Below are 16,311 nucleotides of genomic sequence, written 5' to 3'. Positions count from 1 at the left end.
CCGGGGCGGCCACCAGGCATGCCCCGCTTCCTGCCACTCCTGTTTGAGCCGTCCGAATGCGGACGGCTCAAATCATTTCCTGAAACTCTTTCAGCGTAGCCTGCCAGTCTTCGCCCATCCGGTGCCGGATCAGCACGTCCACCGGATCGACCTCGTCCTGCCGGGACAGGATCCGGTAGATCTCCAGCACCTCCGCGCTCATGCGGCCGTTCTGGTAGAAATACATGGCGGCGGCATAACGGGTGCGGCCGGACCAGTCCTCGCCTGCCGGTGTCAGGATCAGGCGGCGATTGAGGGCTTCTTCGTCCCCGGCAGCGGCCTCCTGATCCATGTTCCAATCGCTGTCCTGGTCGATGACCATCAGAAGTCTCCGGGCGGCGTCTGGGTGCGCCGGGCCAGCTTGACGAAGGGCTTTGCCACCACCTTCGCCCGTTTCATCAGCTTGGTATACTGCAACTCGCGCAGGGCATAGATCTCGACCCAGAGATCGTCCAGAATCGTATCGCCATAGGGCCGTTCCAGACTGGCAATGGCGATGTTGCGCTTGGCGGTAGGTGACCAGACTGCCGCCGTGACGAGGCCGACCTCACGCTTCTTGCGGTGATAGATGATGGCATGGTCCGCTGCAACGTTGCCCTCGATTTCCAGCCCCACAAGGATGTAGCGGGCTTTGCCATCCCGGCGGGCGGCCTCGATGGCGCGGCGGCCGTTGAAGGGCCCTTTCTTCAGGTCGACCATCCAGTCGAGGCCGATTTCGTCGGGCAGACGCGCCCGGTCCGCCCGGAGCGCCGTTTCGGCGGTGATGAAATCGGCATTGGAGACGATCAGTCCGGCCTCGATACGGGCGGCATTGAGAGCGGCATAGCCGATGGCGCGCAGGCCGTACGGCCCACCGGCATCCCAAAGACGATCCCATACGGAAAGGGCGCAGGCCGTGTCGACAAAAAGCTCGTAGCCGAGGTCGCCGGTAAAGCCGGTGCGCGAGACGGTGATGGAGCCGCCCGGATGATCGAACTCGCGGATGTCGAACGGCTTCATCGTCTCGATGCCCGCGAACCCGGCGGCTTTTAGAAGCGCACAAGTGGTCGGTCCCTGCAGGGCAAGGCCCGCCACTTCCTCGGTTTCTTCCGAGATCGTGACATTGAAGCCGAAAGCTCCGTCCAGAAGCCAGGGCAGGTGGCGCTCCTGGCAGCAGAGGCGGAAGCGGGTCTCGCTCAAGCGGAACAGGGTGCCGTCATCGAGGACGTGGCCGCTGTCGTCGCACCAGGCGGTGTAATGCACCCGGCCGGGCTTCAGCTTGGTGACGTCGCGCAGGGTCAGCCGGTTGCAGAAGGCCTCAGCATCCGGACCCTCGATCCGGTATTTGACCATCGGCGAGATGTCGAAGAGAGCTGACTGGCTACGGATGGCGAAGTATTCCAGCTCCTCGCTCCACAGCGAGTGCGGCGCGCGGTAGCCGGCCCAGTCGTACCATTCGGCGGTCTGCATCAAAGCGTCGAGGCGGGGCTGGAAGGGCGTGTCGAACTTAATTTTCTGGATATGGCCCTGGGCTGCCTTGCGTTCGGCAACGGTGAGAAGGGCTGGACGCATCAATCCCATGGTCATGCCTCCCTGGTCAGAATGTGGCGGGCCGCGTTCAGTCCGGGCAATCCGGAGATGCCACCGCCCGGATGGGTGCCTGCCCCGCAAAGGTAAAGGCCTTCGACGGGCGTGTCGTATCCGGCATGGCCGGCAATGGGGCGCGAGACGAACATCTGGTCGGCCTGCAACTCGCCGTGGTGCCAATGGCCACCGGGCATGCGGTAGCGGGTCTCGATATCGGCGGGCGTCAGCAGGTCCGCATGGCGGATCAGCTTGCGGATGCCGGGAATGGCGCCTTCAAGCTGCACGAGCGTGCGCTCCATGAACTTCGCCTTGCCGCTCGCCCAGCCTTCACGCAGCTGGTAGGGCGCATATTGCACGATGGCCGAGAGGACACAGGCCCCGCTGGGTGCCAGTGACGGATCGCCGAGGCTCGGCAGGGTCAGTTCGATTGCCGGATTTTCGGAGAATCCGCCGTATTTGGCCGGATTGAAGGCCCGTTCGACATAGTCGGAACTCGGCGCGATAACCATGCGGCCGGTCTGGAAGTCGGCCGACAAGCCCGCGAACTCGGGAGGCCGGTCGAGCGCCAGATGAAGTTTCGCGACATTGCCCGCCATGCGCATGTGGCGGAGTTTGCGCACGAAGCCGATATCGAGTTCCTTGATATCCACGAGATCGGTGAAGGTGGTCTTCGGGTTGAGTGCTGAGACGACGATATCCGCCTTCAGTGTCTCGCCGCCTTCCAGGACTACGCTGGACGCCCGGCCATTCTCGACCTCGATCCGCCCAACCGGGGCTCCGGTGCGGAAGGCGACGCCTGCGGCCGTTGCCGCCTTGACCAGCGCCTCCGCGACAGCGCCCATGCCACCCTTCGGCAGCACCTGAGCGCCCGCGACACCCGCAGCCTCGCCGGCAAGCCGGTAGTAAAGCCCGAGCAGGGATGTCGGCGAACGGGGGCCAAGATGGTGGCCGACCGTGCCGTCAAAGGCGAGCAGGCCCTTCAGACGGTCGTCGCTCAGATGCTCGTCGGCGACGTCGGTGATGTTCATCAGGATCATGCGCATGAACTCGCGCATTTCGTCCCGTCCGAGACGCATCAGGGCAAAACCGGCGCCGCCAAAGGACAGGATGTCCTTGCGGTTCAGCTTGCCGATCTTTGGTGGCGGACTGGTGAGGAACCGCTTCAGGATGCCGGTCTGGCGTAGAAGCAGCGCGCGCAGCTCTTTCCAGGCCGCGGCTTCCGCAGCCGAAACTCCGTCCAGCCGTTCGCCATAGCCACCGTGCAGGATGACCGGAGCCTCGCCTGCAGACAGGGTCACGGTCGGGGCTGCGGCAGGGCCGAAACTGAGGCCGTGGCTTTCAAGTTTCAAAGCCTTGACCACTTCCGGATGCATCTGGTTGAGCAGATGTGCGACCGCCGAGACGTGGAACCCCGGGGCGAATTCTTCCGTACACGCGGCGCCGCCAAGGGTCTTGGAGGCTTCCAGAACCTGGACCTTGCGGCCGGAACGGGCGAGGAGAGCGGCTGCTATGAGGCCGTTGTGGCCGCCGCCGATTACGATAGCATCAGATGACGTCATGGGCCGGGCTCATATCTTTGACGGGGCGGGAAAGGTCGCGCAGGATTTCCCTGGCGGCGTTGCGTCCGGGCGCTCCCATGACGCCGCCACCGGGATGCGTCGAGGATCCGCACAGATAAAGACCCTGGACCGGTGAGCGGTACTGGGCATAGCCGGGGACCGGACGGTTGAACAGAAGCTGGTCGAAGGTGAGTTCGCCCTGGAAGATGTTGCCTTCCGTCAGGCCGACCTCGTTCTCGATCTCGCGCGGGGTGCGCACTTCCATATGCACGATCCGGTCGCGGAAGCCGGGGGAGTAACTGGCGATCTGGCCGATCACCGTTTCGGCGAAGGCGTCCCGGTCGGCATCGGTCCACTCGCGGCCCTCAACCTTCGGCGGGCAATATTGCGAGAAGCAGCTCATGAAGTGCTTGCCGGGAGGCGCCATGGTCGGGTCGAGGGTGGTCGGAATGACGACGTCCAGCATCGGATCGGCCGACCAGCGGCCTTCCTTCCAGTCGTCATAGGCCCGCTCCATCCGCTCGATCGTGTCGGTGAAATGGAGATCGCCCTGCAGGCAGGGGGAGTTCTTCGGCAGGGCCGGAAACTCGGGCATGGAATCGAGCGCGATGTTCACCTTGCCGGAGGAACCGCGCATCTTGAAGTTCCTGACGCTCTTGACGAAGCTGTCCGGAAGCTCCTTCTCCTCGACAAATTTCAGGAAGGTGCGTTTGACGTCGGCGTTGGAGACGACGCGCCTGGCGTGGATCTCTTCACCGTTCGCCAGCACCACGCCGGCGGCTTTGCCACCCTGGATCAGCACCCGGTCGACTTCCGCTTCCGTGCGGATCGTGCCGCCGGATGCGCGCAAGGAGTCTGCAAGGGCCTTGGTGATTGCGCCCATGCCGCCGCGGGCAAAGCCCCAGGCGCCGACCGAGCCATCGACCTCACCCATATAGTGATGCAGCAGCACATAGGCGGTGCCGGGCGACATGGGCCCGAGGGCGGTGCCGATGATGCCGGAAATGGCAAGGAAGGCCTTGATGACATCCGTCTCGAAATATTCGTCCAGGAAGTCGGAGATCGACATGGTCCAGAAGCGGACAGTCAACGCCAGCTCTTCCGCCGACAGCTCACCGAACTTGCGGCCGAGATAAAGAAGCTCGCCGAGGTCGCGCGGGCGGAAGCTTGCCGGGTCCGGCGCGGTGCGCATCAAGAGCGGCTGGATGAAGCGGCACTGGCGGGTGACGTCGCGGGCATAGCGGTCGTAGTTTTCCGCGTCCTTCTTGGAAAAGCGGGCAAAGTCTCGCCGGTGGGCGTGATGGTCGTGATAGGCGGCAAGGTAGTCGCCGTCCTGGGTGAAGACGGCGCCGCCTTCATACGGCACGACTTGCAGGCCGAATCGCGGCAGCTCCAGATCGCGCATGATTTCCGGGCGGAACAGGCTGCAGACATAGGAGCAGTTGGAATAGAGATAGTTTGGCGTCAGTTCCCGGCTGACAGCGGCGCCGCCGATCCAGTCGTTCTTTTCCACCACCAGCACATTCAGCCCGGCCCGCTGCAGGTAGCAGGCATTGACCAGGCCGTTGTGTCCCGCGCCGATGACGATGGCGTCGTATGTCGACATGCTGCATGCTCCTCCATTGGCAGCCGGCCGCACTCAGCGGCTCCTCTTCCCCAAAAGGATGCACAGAGGAAGGGGTCTTGTCCAGATATTGAATGAACATTCAACAAATGCACTTGGAATTTTTCATTTGTGTGTTAGCTTTTAGCCTGTGCAAGCCGTGGAAATGACGGACGAAAAAATGACAGAGGCGCAACCCGAATACGATCTCCCTGCCATCCGCTTCCTGGAAGCGGTCTGGGGCGAGGGCTATCTTTCGCCGGGCGGGCCGGAGGAAGTGGACCGCGTGCTCGCCGGTCTGTCGCTCTCCGGCAAGCGTGTTCTGGATCTCGGCTGCGGCGCCGGCGGCATCTCGGTCTATCTGGCTAAGGATCACGGGGCCGGCGAAGTTGTCGGGATCGATGTCGAGGCTCCGGTCGTCGAAGTGGCGCGGGCGGGCGCCGAAAAGGCCGGTCTCTCCGGAAAAGTCCGGATCGAGCAGGTTTCACCCGGTCCGCTTCCCTTTGCCGATGAAAGCTTCGACGTCGTCTTTTCCAAGGATGCGATGATCCACATTCCGGACAAGGAAGCGCTCTTTGCCGATCTCTTCCGCGTCCTGAAACCGGGCGGCTGCCTGGCGGCCAGCGACTGGCTGACATCTCACGACGGCGAGCCGTCCCAAGACATGCGCGACTATCTTGAGGCCGAAGGTCTGAGCTTTGGCATGGCCTCGCCCGACCGCTATCGCAAGGCGCTGGAAGAGGCTGGCTTCGAGGATGTCTCGCTGACCGACCGCAACGGCTGGTACCGGGAAGTCGGGCGCACGGAACTGGAGCGCCTGCAGGGACCGCTGTTTGACGTTGCGGCTGCAGCGGTCGGCGCGGACTACGTGAAAAAGAACATCCGGACATGGTCGGCCATGGTCAAGGTGCTTGACAGCGGGGAACATAGGCCTACCCATCTGCGTGCATGGAAGCCGGGTCCGGAAGGGGACCCGCGGCGAGGGGACACGTAGGTGGATATGAAACAGGAAAAGGACGGTGGTCAGGCGCCGGCGAAGCGGGGACGCAAGGCCTCGAAGGAGACGCGCCGTCTGCAGCTGATCGAGGCGACCATCGACAGCCTGGCGAAACGGGGTTTTGCCGAGACAACCATGGCGGACGTCTCGGAAGGTGCGGGCCTGTCGCGCGGCATCGTCAATTTCCATTTTGAAAGCAAAGACAAGCTGCTGGTTGCAACGCTGCAATACATGGCGGACGAATATGCCGGCCATTGGCGCGCGGCCATTTCCAAGGCGGGCAACAAACCCGCCGACCAGCTCCTGGCGCTCGTCAGGGCCGATTTCGACCGCAAGATCTGCACCAAGCGCAAGCTGGCGGCCTGGTGCGCCTTCTGGGGCGAGGCCAAGTCGCGGCCGACCTACCAGTCGCTGTGCGGATCACGCGACGAGGCCTATCAGCAGGTCATTACGGATCTGTGCAGGCAATTGATTGCGGACGGAGGCTATCCCATCAACGCGGAGACGATCGCCATGGCGATCGGCGCGACGATGGAAGGTCTCTGGCTCCGCCTGATGATGGGCGGCGAGGCACCGACCCGCGACAGCGCGCGGGCAACGGCGGAGGCCTTGCTGCAGGTGAGTTTCCCGAAGCACTTTCCGGCCGTTCTCTGAGCCGCAGCCTGGCTGCCGCTCCCCTGACGACCGGATCGTGCCGACGGAGATCGGCAGGACGGACCGGTTCGGCAAAAGGCCGGCCGCCTGCGGACTTTTAGGAAAGCCGGCACCTTCCAGGCCGGCTTTGCGGACCATCGGCCCGGCTCCGGCAGGGCATTGCCGGTTCCGGCCGGCCTGACCAGGGGAAACAAAATGAAACACAATACGACTTCAACCCGGAGGATTGTCACAGGCCTTCTCGTCGGCACGGCCCTTCTTGCCGGGGCGAGCCAGAGCGCCTTTGCAGCCGATTCCTCGCTGACCGTTTTTGACTGGGCGGGTTACGAGGATCCCGAGTTCCACCCCGCCTATACCGAAAAGCACGGCGATTCGCCGACCTTCACCTTCTTCGCCGACGAGGACGAGGCTTTCGCCAAGATGCAGGCCGGTTTCGTGCCCGACCTCTCCCATCCCTGTTCGCAGTCCGTGGTGAAATGGCGCGACGCCGGCCTGCTGGCCCCGCTCGACCCCAGCAAGATCGCCGGTTTCGACGACATGCTGCCCGGCCTGAAGTCGATGAAGGACCTGGTGTCGACGGCAGACGGCACCGTCTGGTTCCTGCCCTTCGACTGGGGCAACACGCTGATGACCTATAATGCAGACACCGTCGATGCCAAGGACATCCAGTCGCTGAAAGCCTTTGCCGATCCGAAATTCAAGGGCCGTGTTGCCATGGCCGGAAATGTCGACGATGCCTTTGCGCTCGCCAGCCTCGCCATCGGCATGAAGGACTGGTCGCAGATGGACGATGCGAAATTCGAGGAGGCAACCGCCTTCCTGCGGCAGGTTCATCCCAATGTCCGGCTCTACTGGTCCGACGGCACCGAACTTGCGCAGGCTTTCGGTGGCGGCGAGGTCGATATCGCCTGGGCCTGGAACGAGACATCGACGACCCTGTCCTCCGAAGGCATGCCGATCAAGGCCAAGAAGGATACGGACGAGGGTCTGTCGACCTGGGTCTGCGGCTACGTCAAGCTGAAGGACGCGCAGGCGGACGACGAAAAGATCTATGACTTCCTCAGCGCGGTGAACGCGCCGGAGGTTTCCAACTACATCGTCACATCCTGGGGCTACGGCCACGGCAACGGTGCCGGCATGAAGGCGATCCCGCAGGCCGATCTTGAGGCCAGCGGTTATGGCGATGTCGACCAGTTTGTCGACAACACCCTGTTCCAGTCGCCGCTGCCGAACGAACTGAAAGCGAAGATGATCGCCGAGTGGGAAAAGATCAAAGCCGGCTATTGAGGATGAGGGCCGGGCAGCAATGCCCGGCCTGCTTTTTTGATTGTTTGGGAAGCGGCTCATTTTATGAGAGCACGTCGCGAAAAAGTGGATTTCGGTTTTTCGCAATAAGACGTGCGTCAAAAAGGCGATAAAGCGGGTCACGCGAATTCAAATGAACGCGACACGCTTTAAGCCTTCGGACGGCACTCGGTGTCACCCCGGGCGAGCGGAGCGAGACCCGGGGCCTACTCACTTCCAGAGAAGAGGCTGAAGGGTCGTCCTTCGACAAAGGTCGCCGGCTTCGACAAGTTGATCTGCGAGTAGGCCCCGGATCTGCGCTTGCGCTTGTCCGGGGTGACGCTGCGGTTTGATCTGCCGGTTTCTTATTCATCAAGCCGCTCGCCTCTCCATCGTCATCCCGGACGCAGCGCAGCGAAGATCCGGGACCGGGGAGCCTCGGAATCTCGAAGAAAAATTTCGTGAAGATCGTGGGGTTATTGCCTCCCCGGTCCCGGCTCGCGCTCCGCTTGGCCGGGATTGTTTGTTTGTAGTGGTGTTATTGTGGGGTTGGTCTCCCGGACTGCATTCCGGGAGACCAGTGACAGTCGACCGAGCCGGGATAGGGTTTTCACCCGTTGTCATCAAGGTTCCCTGTCGCTTCCTTTTCCCGCTTGGAGAGTTGGATGGGCCGCTGTGAACACGCCCGCAAACAATCCGAAGCACGAACAAGGTACCACCGACATGACCGTTCTTGAAAGTGCTCCGTCCAATGTGGTCGGCATTGATGTTTCCAAAGACACTTTGGTTGTCTTTGATCAGACCCGCCAGGCGCTGGAGACCGTCAGCAATGAGCCTGAAGCCATCGCCAAACTGGTCGCCTCTTTTGATCCGGGCACACTGGTTGTGTGCGAGCCCACCGGCGGACATGAGGCACCCTTGATCAGTGAGCTGATGGCCCAGGGCGTTGCCTGCCACCGGGCTGACACCCTGAAGGTCCAGGCATTCATCAAATCGTTCGGCCGGCTGGCAAAAACCGATGCCATCGATGCCATGGCTCTTGCGCAATATGGCGAAGAACGCTGGAAACGGCTCCCCCTTTTCCAGCTCAAAGACAAGGCCTTGAGTGAACTGGCCGCACTGGTCGCTCGCCGGGACAGCCTTATGGCCTTCAAGATTGCGGAGACCAACCGCCTGAAGGCCCCTGGTGAGAACAAAATGCTTGCGAGATCCTTCAAGACCGTCATTGCCTGTGTGCAGCGGCAAATCGACCGGATCGACGAGGAGATCGAGAAGCTGATCGCCTCCTCACAAACCCTGACACGCCGCAAGCAGATCTGCTGTTCCTTGCCTGGCGTGGGGGAACGCACAGCCATTGCCTTGCTGGCAACGATGCCGGAACTAGGCAGCCTGACCCGCAAGCAAGCCGCGTCTCTCGCGGGACTGGCGCCGCACCCCAGAGACAGCGGGACGCTTAAAGGCTACCGCAAAATGCGTGGGGGGCGACCCGAAGTCCGAAAAAGCGTCTTTATGGCCGCCTTGGCAGGATCGAGAGCAAAAGGGCCATTAAGTGCTTTCTATCAGAGACTTATCGAAAACGGAAAGAAGCCTATCGTCGCCATTTCCGCTCTCATGAGAAAGATCATCGTCATCCTAAATGCGAGAATCAGAGATGAAATGCACGCAATGAGTTGATGACGATGGAGAGGGAAGAGTGTTTCGGAAACGGAAAACCCCAAAGCACAAGCTTCGGGGCTTCCTATTTGTCCGCAACGCGCGCGCCGGGCTGGTTACTCGTTCATCGCCACCAGCGCGTCCGGGTCATACGCCAGCCGGATGGGGGAGCCGACGGGGATGTCGTCGGCGCCGAAATCGTTGGTTTCCGTCACAGCCAAGGGGGCCTGGAAGCCGGGCACGTCGACCACAAGCTGGGTTGTGTCGCCGAAATAGTGCCGGTCGACGACCTTGCCGGCGATCTGGTGTTCGGCCTGATCGTTGTCCCAAAGGACCCGAAGCCGTTCCGGCCGGATACCGAGCGTCAGCGTCTTGCCCAGTGGGCGGAAGCCGTTCGGCTTGGGCGCACGCACGCGGCCGAAGCCGGCAGCGTCCAGCGTCAGCGACACGCCGTTTTCCTCAGCCAGTTCCGCACTGACGAAATTCATGCCGCCCAGGAAATCGGCGACCTTGCGGCTGACCGGGTTCTGGTAGATGTCCTTGGGCGTGCCGACCTGGGCGACCTCGCCGTTGAACATGATCGCCACCCGGTCCGAGAGCGCAAGGGCCTCGTACTGGTCGTGGGTGACCAGGATGAAGGTGATGCCGACCGCCTTCTGCAGGTGGCGGAGTTCCACCTGCATCTGCTCGCGCAGTTTCTTGTCGAGGGCGGACAGCGGCTCATCGAGCAGCAGAACTTTCGGGCGCATGACGAGGGCGCGAGCCAGCGCGACACGCTGGCGCTGGCCGCCGGAAAGCTCGTTGGCGCGGCGTTTGCCGAGTGCACCGAGTTCCACCCGGTCGAGCGCTTCGCGCACGCGGCGCTGCTCTTCCGATTTCTCCAGCTTCAGCCGTTTCAGGCCGTAGCCGACATTTTCCTCCACATTCATGTGCGGGAAGATGGCGTAGCTCTGGAAGACCATGTTGGTCGGCCGCCGGTTGGCGGGCCGGCCGGTCATGTCCTGGCCGTCGATGGCAATGGTGCCGGCGGTCTGTTCGCCGAAGCCGGCAAGCAGCCTCAAGAGCGTGGTCTTGCCGCAGCCGGACGGGCCGAGCAGCGAAAAGAACTCGCCCTCGCGCACATTCAGCGAAATGGATTTCAGCGCCTCGAAATCGCCGAAGGACTTCTTCAGGCCGGAAATCTCGATCATCGGCTTGGCTGCCGTGGAAACGGTATCAAGCAAGGAAACCTCCTTCGATTTGCGTGCGCCGGGCGGCGCGGCGGCGCAGCATCTCGGCAAGTGTCAGAAGCAAGAGGGATGCGATCAGCATGAGCGTGCCGAGGGCGAGAACGCCCGGCAGTTTCGCCGGAAAGCGCAGCTGGCCCCAGATGTAGATCGGCAGGGTCGGCTCCGAGCCGGAGAGGAAGAACGCGATGATGAACTCGTCCAGCGAGATGGTGAAGGACACCAGCAGGCTGGAGATGATCGCCGGCATCAGGATCGGCAGGGTCACCCGGCGGAGCGTGCCGAATGCGGTCTCGCCGAGATCGGCGGAGGCTTCCTCGTAAGCAGGATCGAAGCCTTCGAAGCCGGAGATGAGGACGGTCGCCGAATAGGGCAGGCAGATCAGCACATGGCCGAAGATCACCAGGATCAGCGACAGGCCGAGCCCGAACTGCATTGCCACCATCAGGAGAGAAATGGCGATGATGATTTCCGGCAGGAACAGCGGCGCCATGATGACCGCGGTCATGGGCCGGCGTCCCCGGAACCTGTAGCGTGTGACCGCCCGTGCCGCACAAATGCCGAGCACGGTGGCAAGCAGCGACGCCGAGACCCCGACGACGAGGCTGTTCCACAGCGAGTTGATGAGCGCGTCGTTGCCGACGAGGCTGCGGTACCAGTCGAAGGTGAGGCCCTTCAGCGGGAAGACCGGCACGGCCGAAGCGTTGACCGAAAAGATCGGCAGCAGCAGCACGGGCAGATACAGGAACACCAGGTAGAGGCCCGCATAGATCGGGAGCCAGCTGCGGGTGGCGGCTTTGAGCAGTTTCATCGCATCCACCTCACAGCGCTGCGCAGGATCAGCACACTGGCGCCTGCCATCAAGGTCACGATCATCATGGTGGTTATCGTCAGGGCCGAGCCGAGCGGCCAGTTGGACGCCTTGCCGAACTGGATCTGGATGGCATTGGCGATCATCTGGCCTTCCGTGCCGCCGACGAGCTTCGGCGTCACGAAGTCGCCGACAGTCGGGATCATGACGATGAGCAGGGCACCGATGACACCCGGCATCGACAGCGGCAGCGTGACCCGCAGGAAGCGCCGCACCGGCCCGTCGCCGAGATCCGTCGCGGCCTCCAGCAGCGAGCGGTCGAGTTTTTCCAGCGAGACATAAATCGGCAGGATCGCGAAGACCGCCCAGGCATGGATCAGGGTGATGATCACCGCCGTGCTGGAAAAGAGCAGGCTTTCCACGGGCTTGTCGACAAAGCCGATGCCGATGAGCGCGGTATTGAGCACGCCCTTGTAGCCGAGGATCACCTTCCAGGCCATGACCCTGAGGAGATAGCCCGTCCAGAACGGTATGGTGATGAGGAAGAGAAGCAGGCCCTTGCGCGATCCGCCATGGAAGGAAATGTAGTAGGCGATCGGATAGGCGAAGAGCACGGTGACGAAGCTGACCGTGAGGGAGATGAAGAGCGATCTGAGGAGGAGGTCCCGGTAGATCGGCTCTGTAAGTGCGACACGGTAGTTTTCCAGCGTGAAGGTGTGGTCGAAGGTCAGATACGTCTGCGTCCAGAAACTGTAGGCGACCACCACCAGGATCGGGCCGACCAGAAAGGCCAGGGTGTAGAGGAAGGTCGGACTGAGCAGCCTGATCCCCCTGATCTCTTCCGGATCAAGGGCCTTCCACCTCGCCGGCCGGGATGCGCGCCGCGCGCCCGTCAACGGCATCGGACTGTCGTCCAGACGGAGTGTCATCGGAAGCCTCCCGTCCAGTCGAAGGCCATCTGATGGCCTCTCAAGATTTCAGTTCTACCGGCATGCATTTTTCGTTCCCCAAATCGGCCCTCTGCCGCTGGCGGGCAGTTGCGCCTTTCTGATGGGAGCCGAAGAAGGGATTGAATTCAAGCAAAAACTTTGCGATATTGATTGAACGAACATTCAAAAAAATACGAATAATAACTAAATAACATAATCTTAACTCAGAAAACTTGTCCGAATAAAAATGAAAGGGTAGTGACATGGCGGCAGTAAGGGGCCTCGACAGCACCGGCAAAACGGCTCTTGGCGAGGATCATCGCCGCCTGAGCGAACTGGCCGCCCGCCACCTTGTCCAGCCCTGGCCCGTTGCCGGACAGATCGGCGACGAATCGCGAGGCCTGATCCGTTCCGGCGAAGGCGTCTACGTGCAGGACGAGCACGGCAACCGCCTGATCGACGGGCCCGCCGGCATGTGGTGCGTCAATGTCGGCCACCGCTGCCAGGAACTCGCCGACGTGCTTTACGACCAGGCCATGGCGCTCTCCTACAATTCGCCCTGGTACACGATGAGCGCGCCGTCCGCCGAACTTGCCGAGCGTCTCGGCAAGCTGGCGCCGGGCGATCTCTCCCATGTCTTCTTCACCACCGGCGGTTCGTCGGCGGTGGAAAGCGCGCTGCGCTTCATGCAGTTCTACAACAACGTGCGCGGCCGGCCGGAAAAGAAGCTGATCCTCAGCCGCGGCGGCGCCTATCACGGCTCGACCTATCTCTCCGCCTCCCTCAACGGCCGCCCGCGCGACCGCGACTGGATGGACGGGGCGGACGATCTGGTGGTCAAGCTCACCTGTCCCAATCCCTACCGCCGGCCGCAGGGCGTCAGCCGCGAGGGCTTTGCCGACTGGCTGGTCGCCGAATTCGAGACGACGGTCGAAAAGCACGGGGCCGACAAGATCGGCGCCTTTGTCGGCGAACCGGTGATGGCGTCCGGCGGTGTCATCATCCCGCCGGACGGCTACCTGCCGCGCATTGCCGAACTCTGCCGCAAGCACGACATCCTCTATATTTCCGACGAGGTCGTCACTGCCTTTGGCCGCCTCGGCCATGTGTTTGCCACCAGGGACGTCTTCGGTGCCCAGCCGGACATCATCACGTTTGCGAAAGGCGTCACCTCCGGCTATTTCCCGCTCGGCGGCATGATGGTCTCCTCGCGCCTCTTTGAGGAGCTGCGCAAGTCCAACCACCCGGACGCCATGTATGCGCACGGACTGACATATTCCAGCCATCCGATTGGCTGTGCGGTTGCCATGAAGAACCTCGATCTTCTGGAGGATGGCCTCCTGGACCATGTCCGCGACATCGCACCCTATTTCCTGGAAAGACTGAAGACGCTGGAAGAGCTGCCGCTGGTCGGCGAAGTCCGTGGCATCGGCCTGATGGCGTGTGTGGAATGCGTCGCCGACCACGACAACCACAACCCGCTGCGCCTCGACACCGAAGTCGGCCAGCGCATCGACGCCCACTGCCAGGACCTCGGCCTCCTTGTCCGCCCCCTCATCAACATGTGCGTCATGTCGCCCCCACTGACGATCACCCGGGCGCAGATCGACGAGATGGTCGGGATCCTGCGGGAAGGGATCACCCGGACCATGGACGACCTGCGGCGGGAAGGGCTGTGGGACGGGTGAGGGGGAAGGTTGCGGGGCAGGGGCGTTTGCTTCGCGTTCCCATCCCGGTCATTCGCTGGATCTTTGCCCGATCTGCAAAACTGTCGTTCGTTGCACGACGTGAGAAGGTCAATTGAGGGTGGGAAGCGGGCGTTCGCGGCGGCCCAAGCGAATAACCGAAAGGAGGCAGGGGAACGAACCCGCATCGCGGGAGGGTGCGCGGACGCCTGGGCCGTCGGTGTCTTCGTGTGGGACACTTCTGTCATGAGTAGATCTCTCGTCGTACTCTTAAGTTATGGCGATGGGGCTCATGTAGGTCTTCTGGCGTGCCGCGGTGGTCAGGTTAGACCGGGAGCCGGAGCATCTTTCGCAGGCTCTTGTCGAACGCAGCGGCAGGGACAAAGCGGCGTAGCACGCTGACACGGCTTGCCAACTTTCCTGCCGGGTAGCGCAACTTCGGATCTGGATCTGTAGCTGCCTTCAAGATGGTTGCGGCAACGATCTCCGGCGTAGCGCCTTTTTTTATCTCCTCGCCGACGACCGCCGTCATGCTCGCGCGTGCAGCGTTGTAGCTGTCGCGCATTTGGTCCGGCTGGATGAGATTTTCGTCGAAAGACGTGCGGGTATAGGCGGGTTCGACCAGAGCGACGCGAATTCCGAGCGTGCGAACTTCATGATCAAGCGATTGGGAGTAGCCTTCTATGGCATGTTTGGTCCCGGCATAGAGCGCAAAAAAGGGCGCTGGAATAAACCCATGCGCCGAGCTCAGGTTGATGATCCTGCCTTTTCGCTGGCTACGCATGTCCGGCAGTACCGCGTTGGTCATGCGTAGAACGCCGAACACGTTAACATCGAAAAGCGCCTTGGCCTGGGCCACGGACGACTCCTCCGCACCACCGAACAGGCCAACGCCGGCATTGTTGACGAGCAAATCGATGCTTCCGGTAGCGGACAGCACTTTTTCAACGACGTTCGCGACGGAGGTGTCATCGGTCACGTCGCAGGTCAGCAAGGTCACACCGGCGGGCACTGCAGCTCCGGCGCGGCGACTGGTTCCAAACACACGATAGCCCGCATTCTGCAAGACTTTGGCAGTTGCGAATCCGATTCCAGAGGATGCACCGGTCACCAGGGCGGTACCGAGATTGGATTTCTTCATTTGGTTCATGTCCTTCTTTGTAATGTCTTGGTCTCGAATTGCGCCGTTCAGCAGATAGCCCCTGGGTTTGATGAAGCTGGAAGACGCAAAAGATCAGCGATCGTGTTCAATCGCGCTGCACCGCGGTCACCGTTGTAGTCCGCTGTCGGCCCAACGCCGGAAGTGCACGCCGCCGACTCCGAAGCCATTGGAGAACGCATATTCCATCCCCATTGGCCCGGAACCCTTCCGGGCTCCCGCGTTGAGGTGTGGAGAGCCTTGGAAGCATGGAAACTTTCTGGTTCAGACAAGTTCTACGTCCAACTCCACGTCACCACAGTGCCGTTGCCAACGGATTTGACGACCTTGTTCTTTCATTTGCGCCGCACCACGTCTTCGGCATCAGTTCCGGCCACTCCTGAAGCAGCCACAGGATTTCGCGCCGGCGTGACGTCTTGTCTTTCAGACAGGGGGCGATCACGTCTTCGACGCCAGCTTCGCAGAGCCGCCGTACCTTAGGATGATCCTCAAGTCCCATAATGCCGTACACCTTGATCGCAAGTCGGGTTCTGCCCGTGGAACTTTTCCGATGACGCTCACAACAATCCGCTGCAAACTCGTTCCTCGTCTGAGGAAAAGGTGCGGCAGCAGGAGCCCGTTCTCTAAGCGGCGGTTAGTGGGCCAGTGGTAGCAAGCGCGCCGTGGAGCCGGCGGGAAGGAGCTACATTTCGCTAGCCAGCTGGCATTCTGAAACCGCAACGCATGTAATCGTGATGTCAACGTGGAGGCCGTGCGCAAACGATCAGACACGTTGAGGTGCCATGCGCATGAAGCTTGCCTTGGGCATCTTCAACTCTGCCCTCCAGCGTAATGACGGTCCGGCTGCGCGAGACGACGCGGCCAATAATGCGCATCTCTCCGGAATTGGCGAAAACCGGGCGTACGAACTTGGCGGAGGTTTCGTGTGACGGACAGGTCTCACCGGGCGAAAGCGTGGTCTGGGCGGCCAGTGCCATGGCGGTATCAAGCAACGTCATGATCCAGCCGCCATGGACGAAATTCGTCAGATTGCCAAATCGCGGCTCTGGGGTAGCCAGGAGTTCAACCTTGCCTTCTTCCGGAGGTAGCAGCGTAAAAGGCAGCGTTTCCGCCATCGGCGGACGGGGAAACCTTCCCTCCGCCAAC

Annotated in this window: 14 protein-coding genes; 5 read left to right on the top strand and 9 right to left on the bottom strand. The window is 61.9% G+C overall.

Annotated elements, in window-relative coordinates:
* Nucleotides 1–67: 67 nt before the first annotated feature.
* The 4 genes from ACX3M4_RS09760 to ACX3M4_RS09745 are packed head-to-tail and all read right to left on the bottom strand — an operon-like array spanning nucleotide 68 to nucleotide 4,770.
* Nucleotides 68–361: a hypothetical protein gene (locus tag ACX3M4_RS09760; RefSeq protein WP_459358386.1), complete on the bottom strand. Its 294-nt coding sequence runs from the start codon at nucleotides 359–361 to the stop codon at nucleotides 68–70.
* Complete coding sequence (locus ACX3M4_RS09755) at nucleotides 361–1,599, bottom strand: aminomethyltransferase family protein (RefSeq protein WP_459358385.1); 1,239 nt, start codon at nucleotides 1,597–1,599, stop codon at nucleotides 361–363. Before ACX3M4_RS09755 ends, ACX3M4_RS09760 begins: the two co-directional genes overlap by 1 nt.
* Before the next feature lie 2 nt (nucleotides 1,600–1,601).
* Nucleotides 1,602–3,164, bottom strand: a complete 1,563-nt coding sequence (locus ACX3M4_RS09750; RefSeq protein ID WP_459358384.1) for a phytoene desaturase family protein — start codon at nucleotides 3,162–3,164, stop codon at nucleotides 1,602–1,604.
* A complete protein-coding gene (locus ACX3M4_RS09745; protein ID WP_459358383.1) occupies nucleotides 3,151–4,770 on the bottom strand; it encodes a phytoene desaturase family protein in 1,620 nt (539 codons plus the stop codon). The genes ACX3M4_RS09750 and ACX3M4_RS09745 overlap by 14 nt, the downstream gene beginning before the upstream one ends.
* Before the next feature lie 178 nt (nucleotides 4,771–4,948).
* Here ACX3M4_RS09745 and ACX3M4_RS09740 point away from each other — a divergent pair, with 178 nt between their 5' ends.
* The 4 genes from ACX3M4_RS09740 to ACX3M4_RS09725 all read left to right on the top strand — a co-directional run bounded on the left by ACX3M4_RS09740 (nucleotide 4,949) and on the right by ACX3M4_RS09725 (nucleotide 9,376).
* Entirely contained in the window at nucleotides 4,949–5,761 is an 813-nt protein-coding gene (locus tag ACX3M4_RS09740; RefSeq protein WP_459358382.1) for a methyltransferase domain-containing protein, read from the top strand.
* A 6-nt stretch (nucleotides 5,762–5,767) separates the two neighbouring features.
* Nucleotides 5,768–6,418 carry a TetR family transcriptional regulator C-terminal domain-containing protein gene (locus ACX3M4_RS09735; protein ID WP_459359404.1) on the top strand — a complete coding sequence of 217 codons (651 nt, stop codon included), beginning with the start codon at nucleotides 5,768–5,770 and terminating at the stop codon, nucleotides 6,416–6,418.
* 195 nt (nucleotides 6,419–6,613) lie between these two features.
* The gene (locus tag ACX3M4_RS09730; protein WP_459358381.1) at nucleotides 6,614–7,705 is read left to right on the top strand and encodes an ABC transporter substrate-binding protein; all 1,092 of its coding nucleotides are present in this window, start codon (nucleotides 6,614–6,616) and stop codon (nucleotides 7,703–7,705) included.
* A 720-nt stretch (nucleotides 7,706–8,425) separates the two neighbouring features.
* A complete protein-coding gene (locus ACX3M4_RS09725) occupies nucleotides 8,426–9,376 on the top strand; it encodes an IS110 family RNA-guided transposase (protein ID WP_459354410.1) in 951 nt (316 codons plus the stop codon).
* Nucleotides 9,377–9,471: 95 nt separating this feature from the next.
* Here ACX3M4_RS09725 and ACX3M4_RS09720 read toward each other — a convergent pair whose 3' ends face one another.
* Genes ACX3M4_RS09720 through ACX3M4_RS09710 form a run of 3 tightly spaced genes read right to left on the bottom strand, consistent with a single transcriptional unit; the run spans nucleotide 9,472 to nucleotide 12,321 of the window.
* Entirely contained in the window at nucleotides 9,472–10,545 is a 1,074-nt protein-coding gene (locus ACX3M4_RS09720; RefSeq protein ID WP_459359403.1) for an ABC transporter ATP-binding protein, read from the bottom strand.
* Nucleotides 10,546–10,570: 25 nt separating this feature from the next.
* A complete protein-coding gene (locus ACX3M4_RS09715; RefSeq protein WP_459358380.1) occupies nucleotides 10,571–11,392 on the bottom strand; it encodes an ABC transporter permease in 822 nt (273 codons plus the stop codon).
* Nucleotides 11,389–12,321 (bottom strand): ABC transporter permease, encoded by a 933-nt coding sequence (locus ACX3M4_RS09710; RefSeq protein ID WP_459358379.1) that lies wholly within the window; start codon nucleotides 12,319–12,321, stop codon nucleotides 11,389–11,391. Before ACX3M4_RS09710 ends, ACX3M4_RS09715 begins: the two co-directional genes overlap by 4 nt.
* A gap of 263 nt (nucleotides 12,322–12,584) precedes the next feature.
* Between ACX3M4_RS09710 and ACX3M4_RS09705 the strand changes: the two genes are divergently transcribed.
* Nucleotides 12,585–14,009: an aminotransferase gene (locus ACX3M4_RS09705; protein WP_459358378.1), complete on the top strand. Its 1,425-nt coding sequence runs from the start codon at nucleotides 12,585–12,587 to the stop codon at nucleotides 14,007–14,009.
* 322 nt (nucleotides 14,010–14,331) lie between these two features.
* On the opposite strand, the gene ACX3M4_RS09700 is transcribed toward ACX3M4_RS09705, so the two are convergent.
* Nucleotides 14,332–15,147 carry an oxidoreductase gene (locus tag ACX3M4_RS09700; RefSeq protein WP_459358377.1) on the bottom strand — a complete coding sequence of 272 codons (816 nt, stop codon included), beginning with the start codon at nucleotides 15,145–15,147 and terminating at the stop codon, nucleotides 14,332–14,334.
* Nucleotides 15,148–15,902: 755 nt separating this feature from the next.
* Nucleotides 15,903–16,280, bottom strand: coding sequence for a PaaI family thioesterase (locus ACX3M4_RS09695; protein WP_459358376.1), 378 nt, complete (start codon nucleotides 16,278–16,280; stop codon nucleotides 15,903–15,905).
* Between the last annotated feature and the right edge of the window lie 31 nt (nucleotides 16,281–16,311).

The organism is Roseibium sp. M-1, assembly GCF_054515675.1.
This window is presented reverse-complemented; position numbering and strand designations above follow the sequence as displayed.

Bases quoted from the DNA above. Each gene is read 5' to 3' on its own strand.
- ACX3M4_RS09710 (WP_459358379.1), bottom strand. From the start codon at position 12,321: ATGACACTCCGTCTGGACGACAGTCCGATGCCGTTGACGGGCGCGCGG.
- ACX3M4_RS09750 (WP_459358384.1), bottom strand. From the start codon at position 3,164: ATGACGTCATCTGATGCTATCGTAATCGGCGGCGGCCACAACGGCCTC.
- ACX3M4_RS09745 (WP_459358383.1), bottom strand. From the start codon at position 4,770: ATGTCGACATACGACGCCATCGTCATCGGCGCGGGACACAACGGCCTG.
- ACX3M4_RS09755 (WP_459358385.1), bottom strand. From the start codon at position 1,599: ATGGGATTGATGCGTCCAGCCCTTCTCACCGTTGCCGAACGCAAGGCA.
- ACX3M4_RS09715 (WP_459358380.1), bottom strand. From the start codon at position 11,392: ATGAAACTGCTCAAAGCCGCCACCCGCAGCTGGCTCCCGATCTATGCG.
- ACX3M4_RS09735 (WP_459359404.1), top strand. From the start codon at position 5,768: ATGAAACAGGAAAAGGACGGTGGTCAGGCGCCGGCGAAGCGGGGACGC.
- ACX3M4_RS09740 (WP_459358382.1), top strand. From the start codon at position 4,949: ATGACAGAGGCGCAACCCGAATACGATCTCCCTGCCATCCGCTTCCTG.
- ACX3M4_RS09760 (WP_459358386.1), bottom strand. From the start codon at position 361: ATGGTCATCGACCAGGACAGCGATTGGAACATGGATCAGGAGGCCGCT.
- ACX3M4_RS09695 (WP_459358376.1), bottom strand. From the start codon at position 16,280: ATGGCGGAAACGCTGCCTTTTACGCTGCTACCTCCGGAAGAAGGCAAG.
- ACX3M4_RS09725 (WP_459354410.1), top strand. From the start codon at position 8,426: ATGACCGTTCTTGAAAGTGCTCCGTCCAATGTGGTCGGCATTGATGTT.
- ACX3M4_RS09720 (WP_459359403.1), bottom strand. From the start codon at position 10,545: ATGATCGAGATTTCCGGCCTGAAGAAGTCCTTCGGCGATTTCGAGGCG.
- ACX3M4_RS09705 (WP_459358378.1), top strand. From the start codon at position 12,585: ATGGCGGCAGTAAGGGGCCTCGACAGCACCGGCAAAACGGCTCTTGGC.
- ACX3M4_RS09730 (WP_459358381.1), top strand. From the start codon at position 6,614: ATGAAACACAATACGACTTCAACCCGGAGGATTGTCACAGGCCTTCTC.
- ACX3M4_RS09700 (WP_459358377.1), bottom strand. From the start codon at position 15,147: ATGAAGAAATCCAATCTCGGTACCGCCCTGGTGACCGGTGCATCCTCT.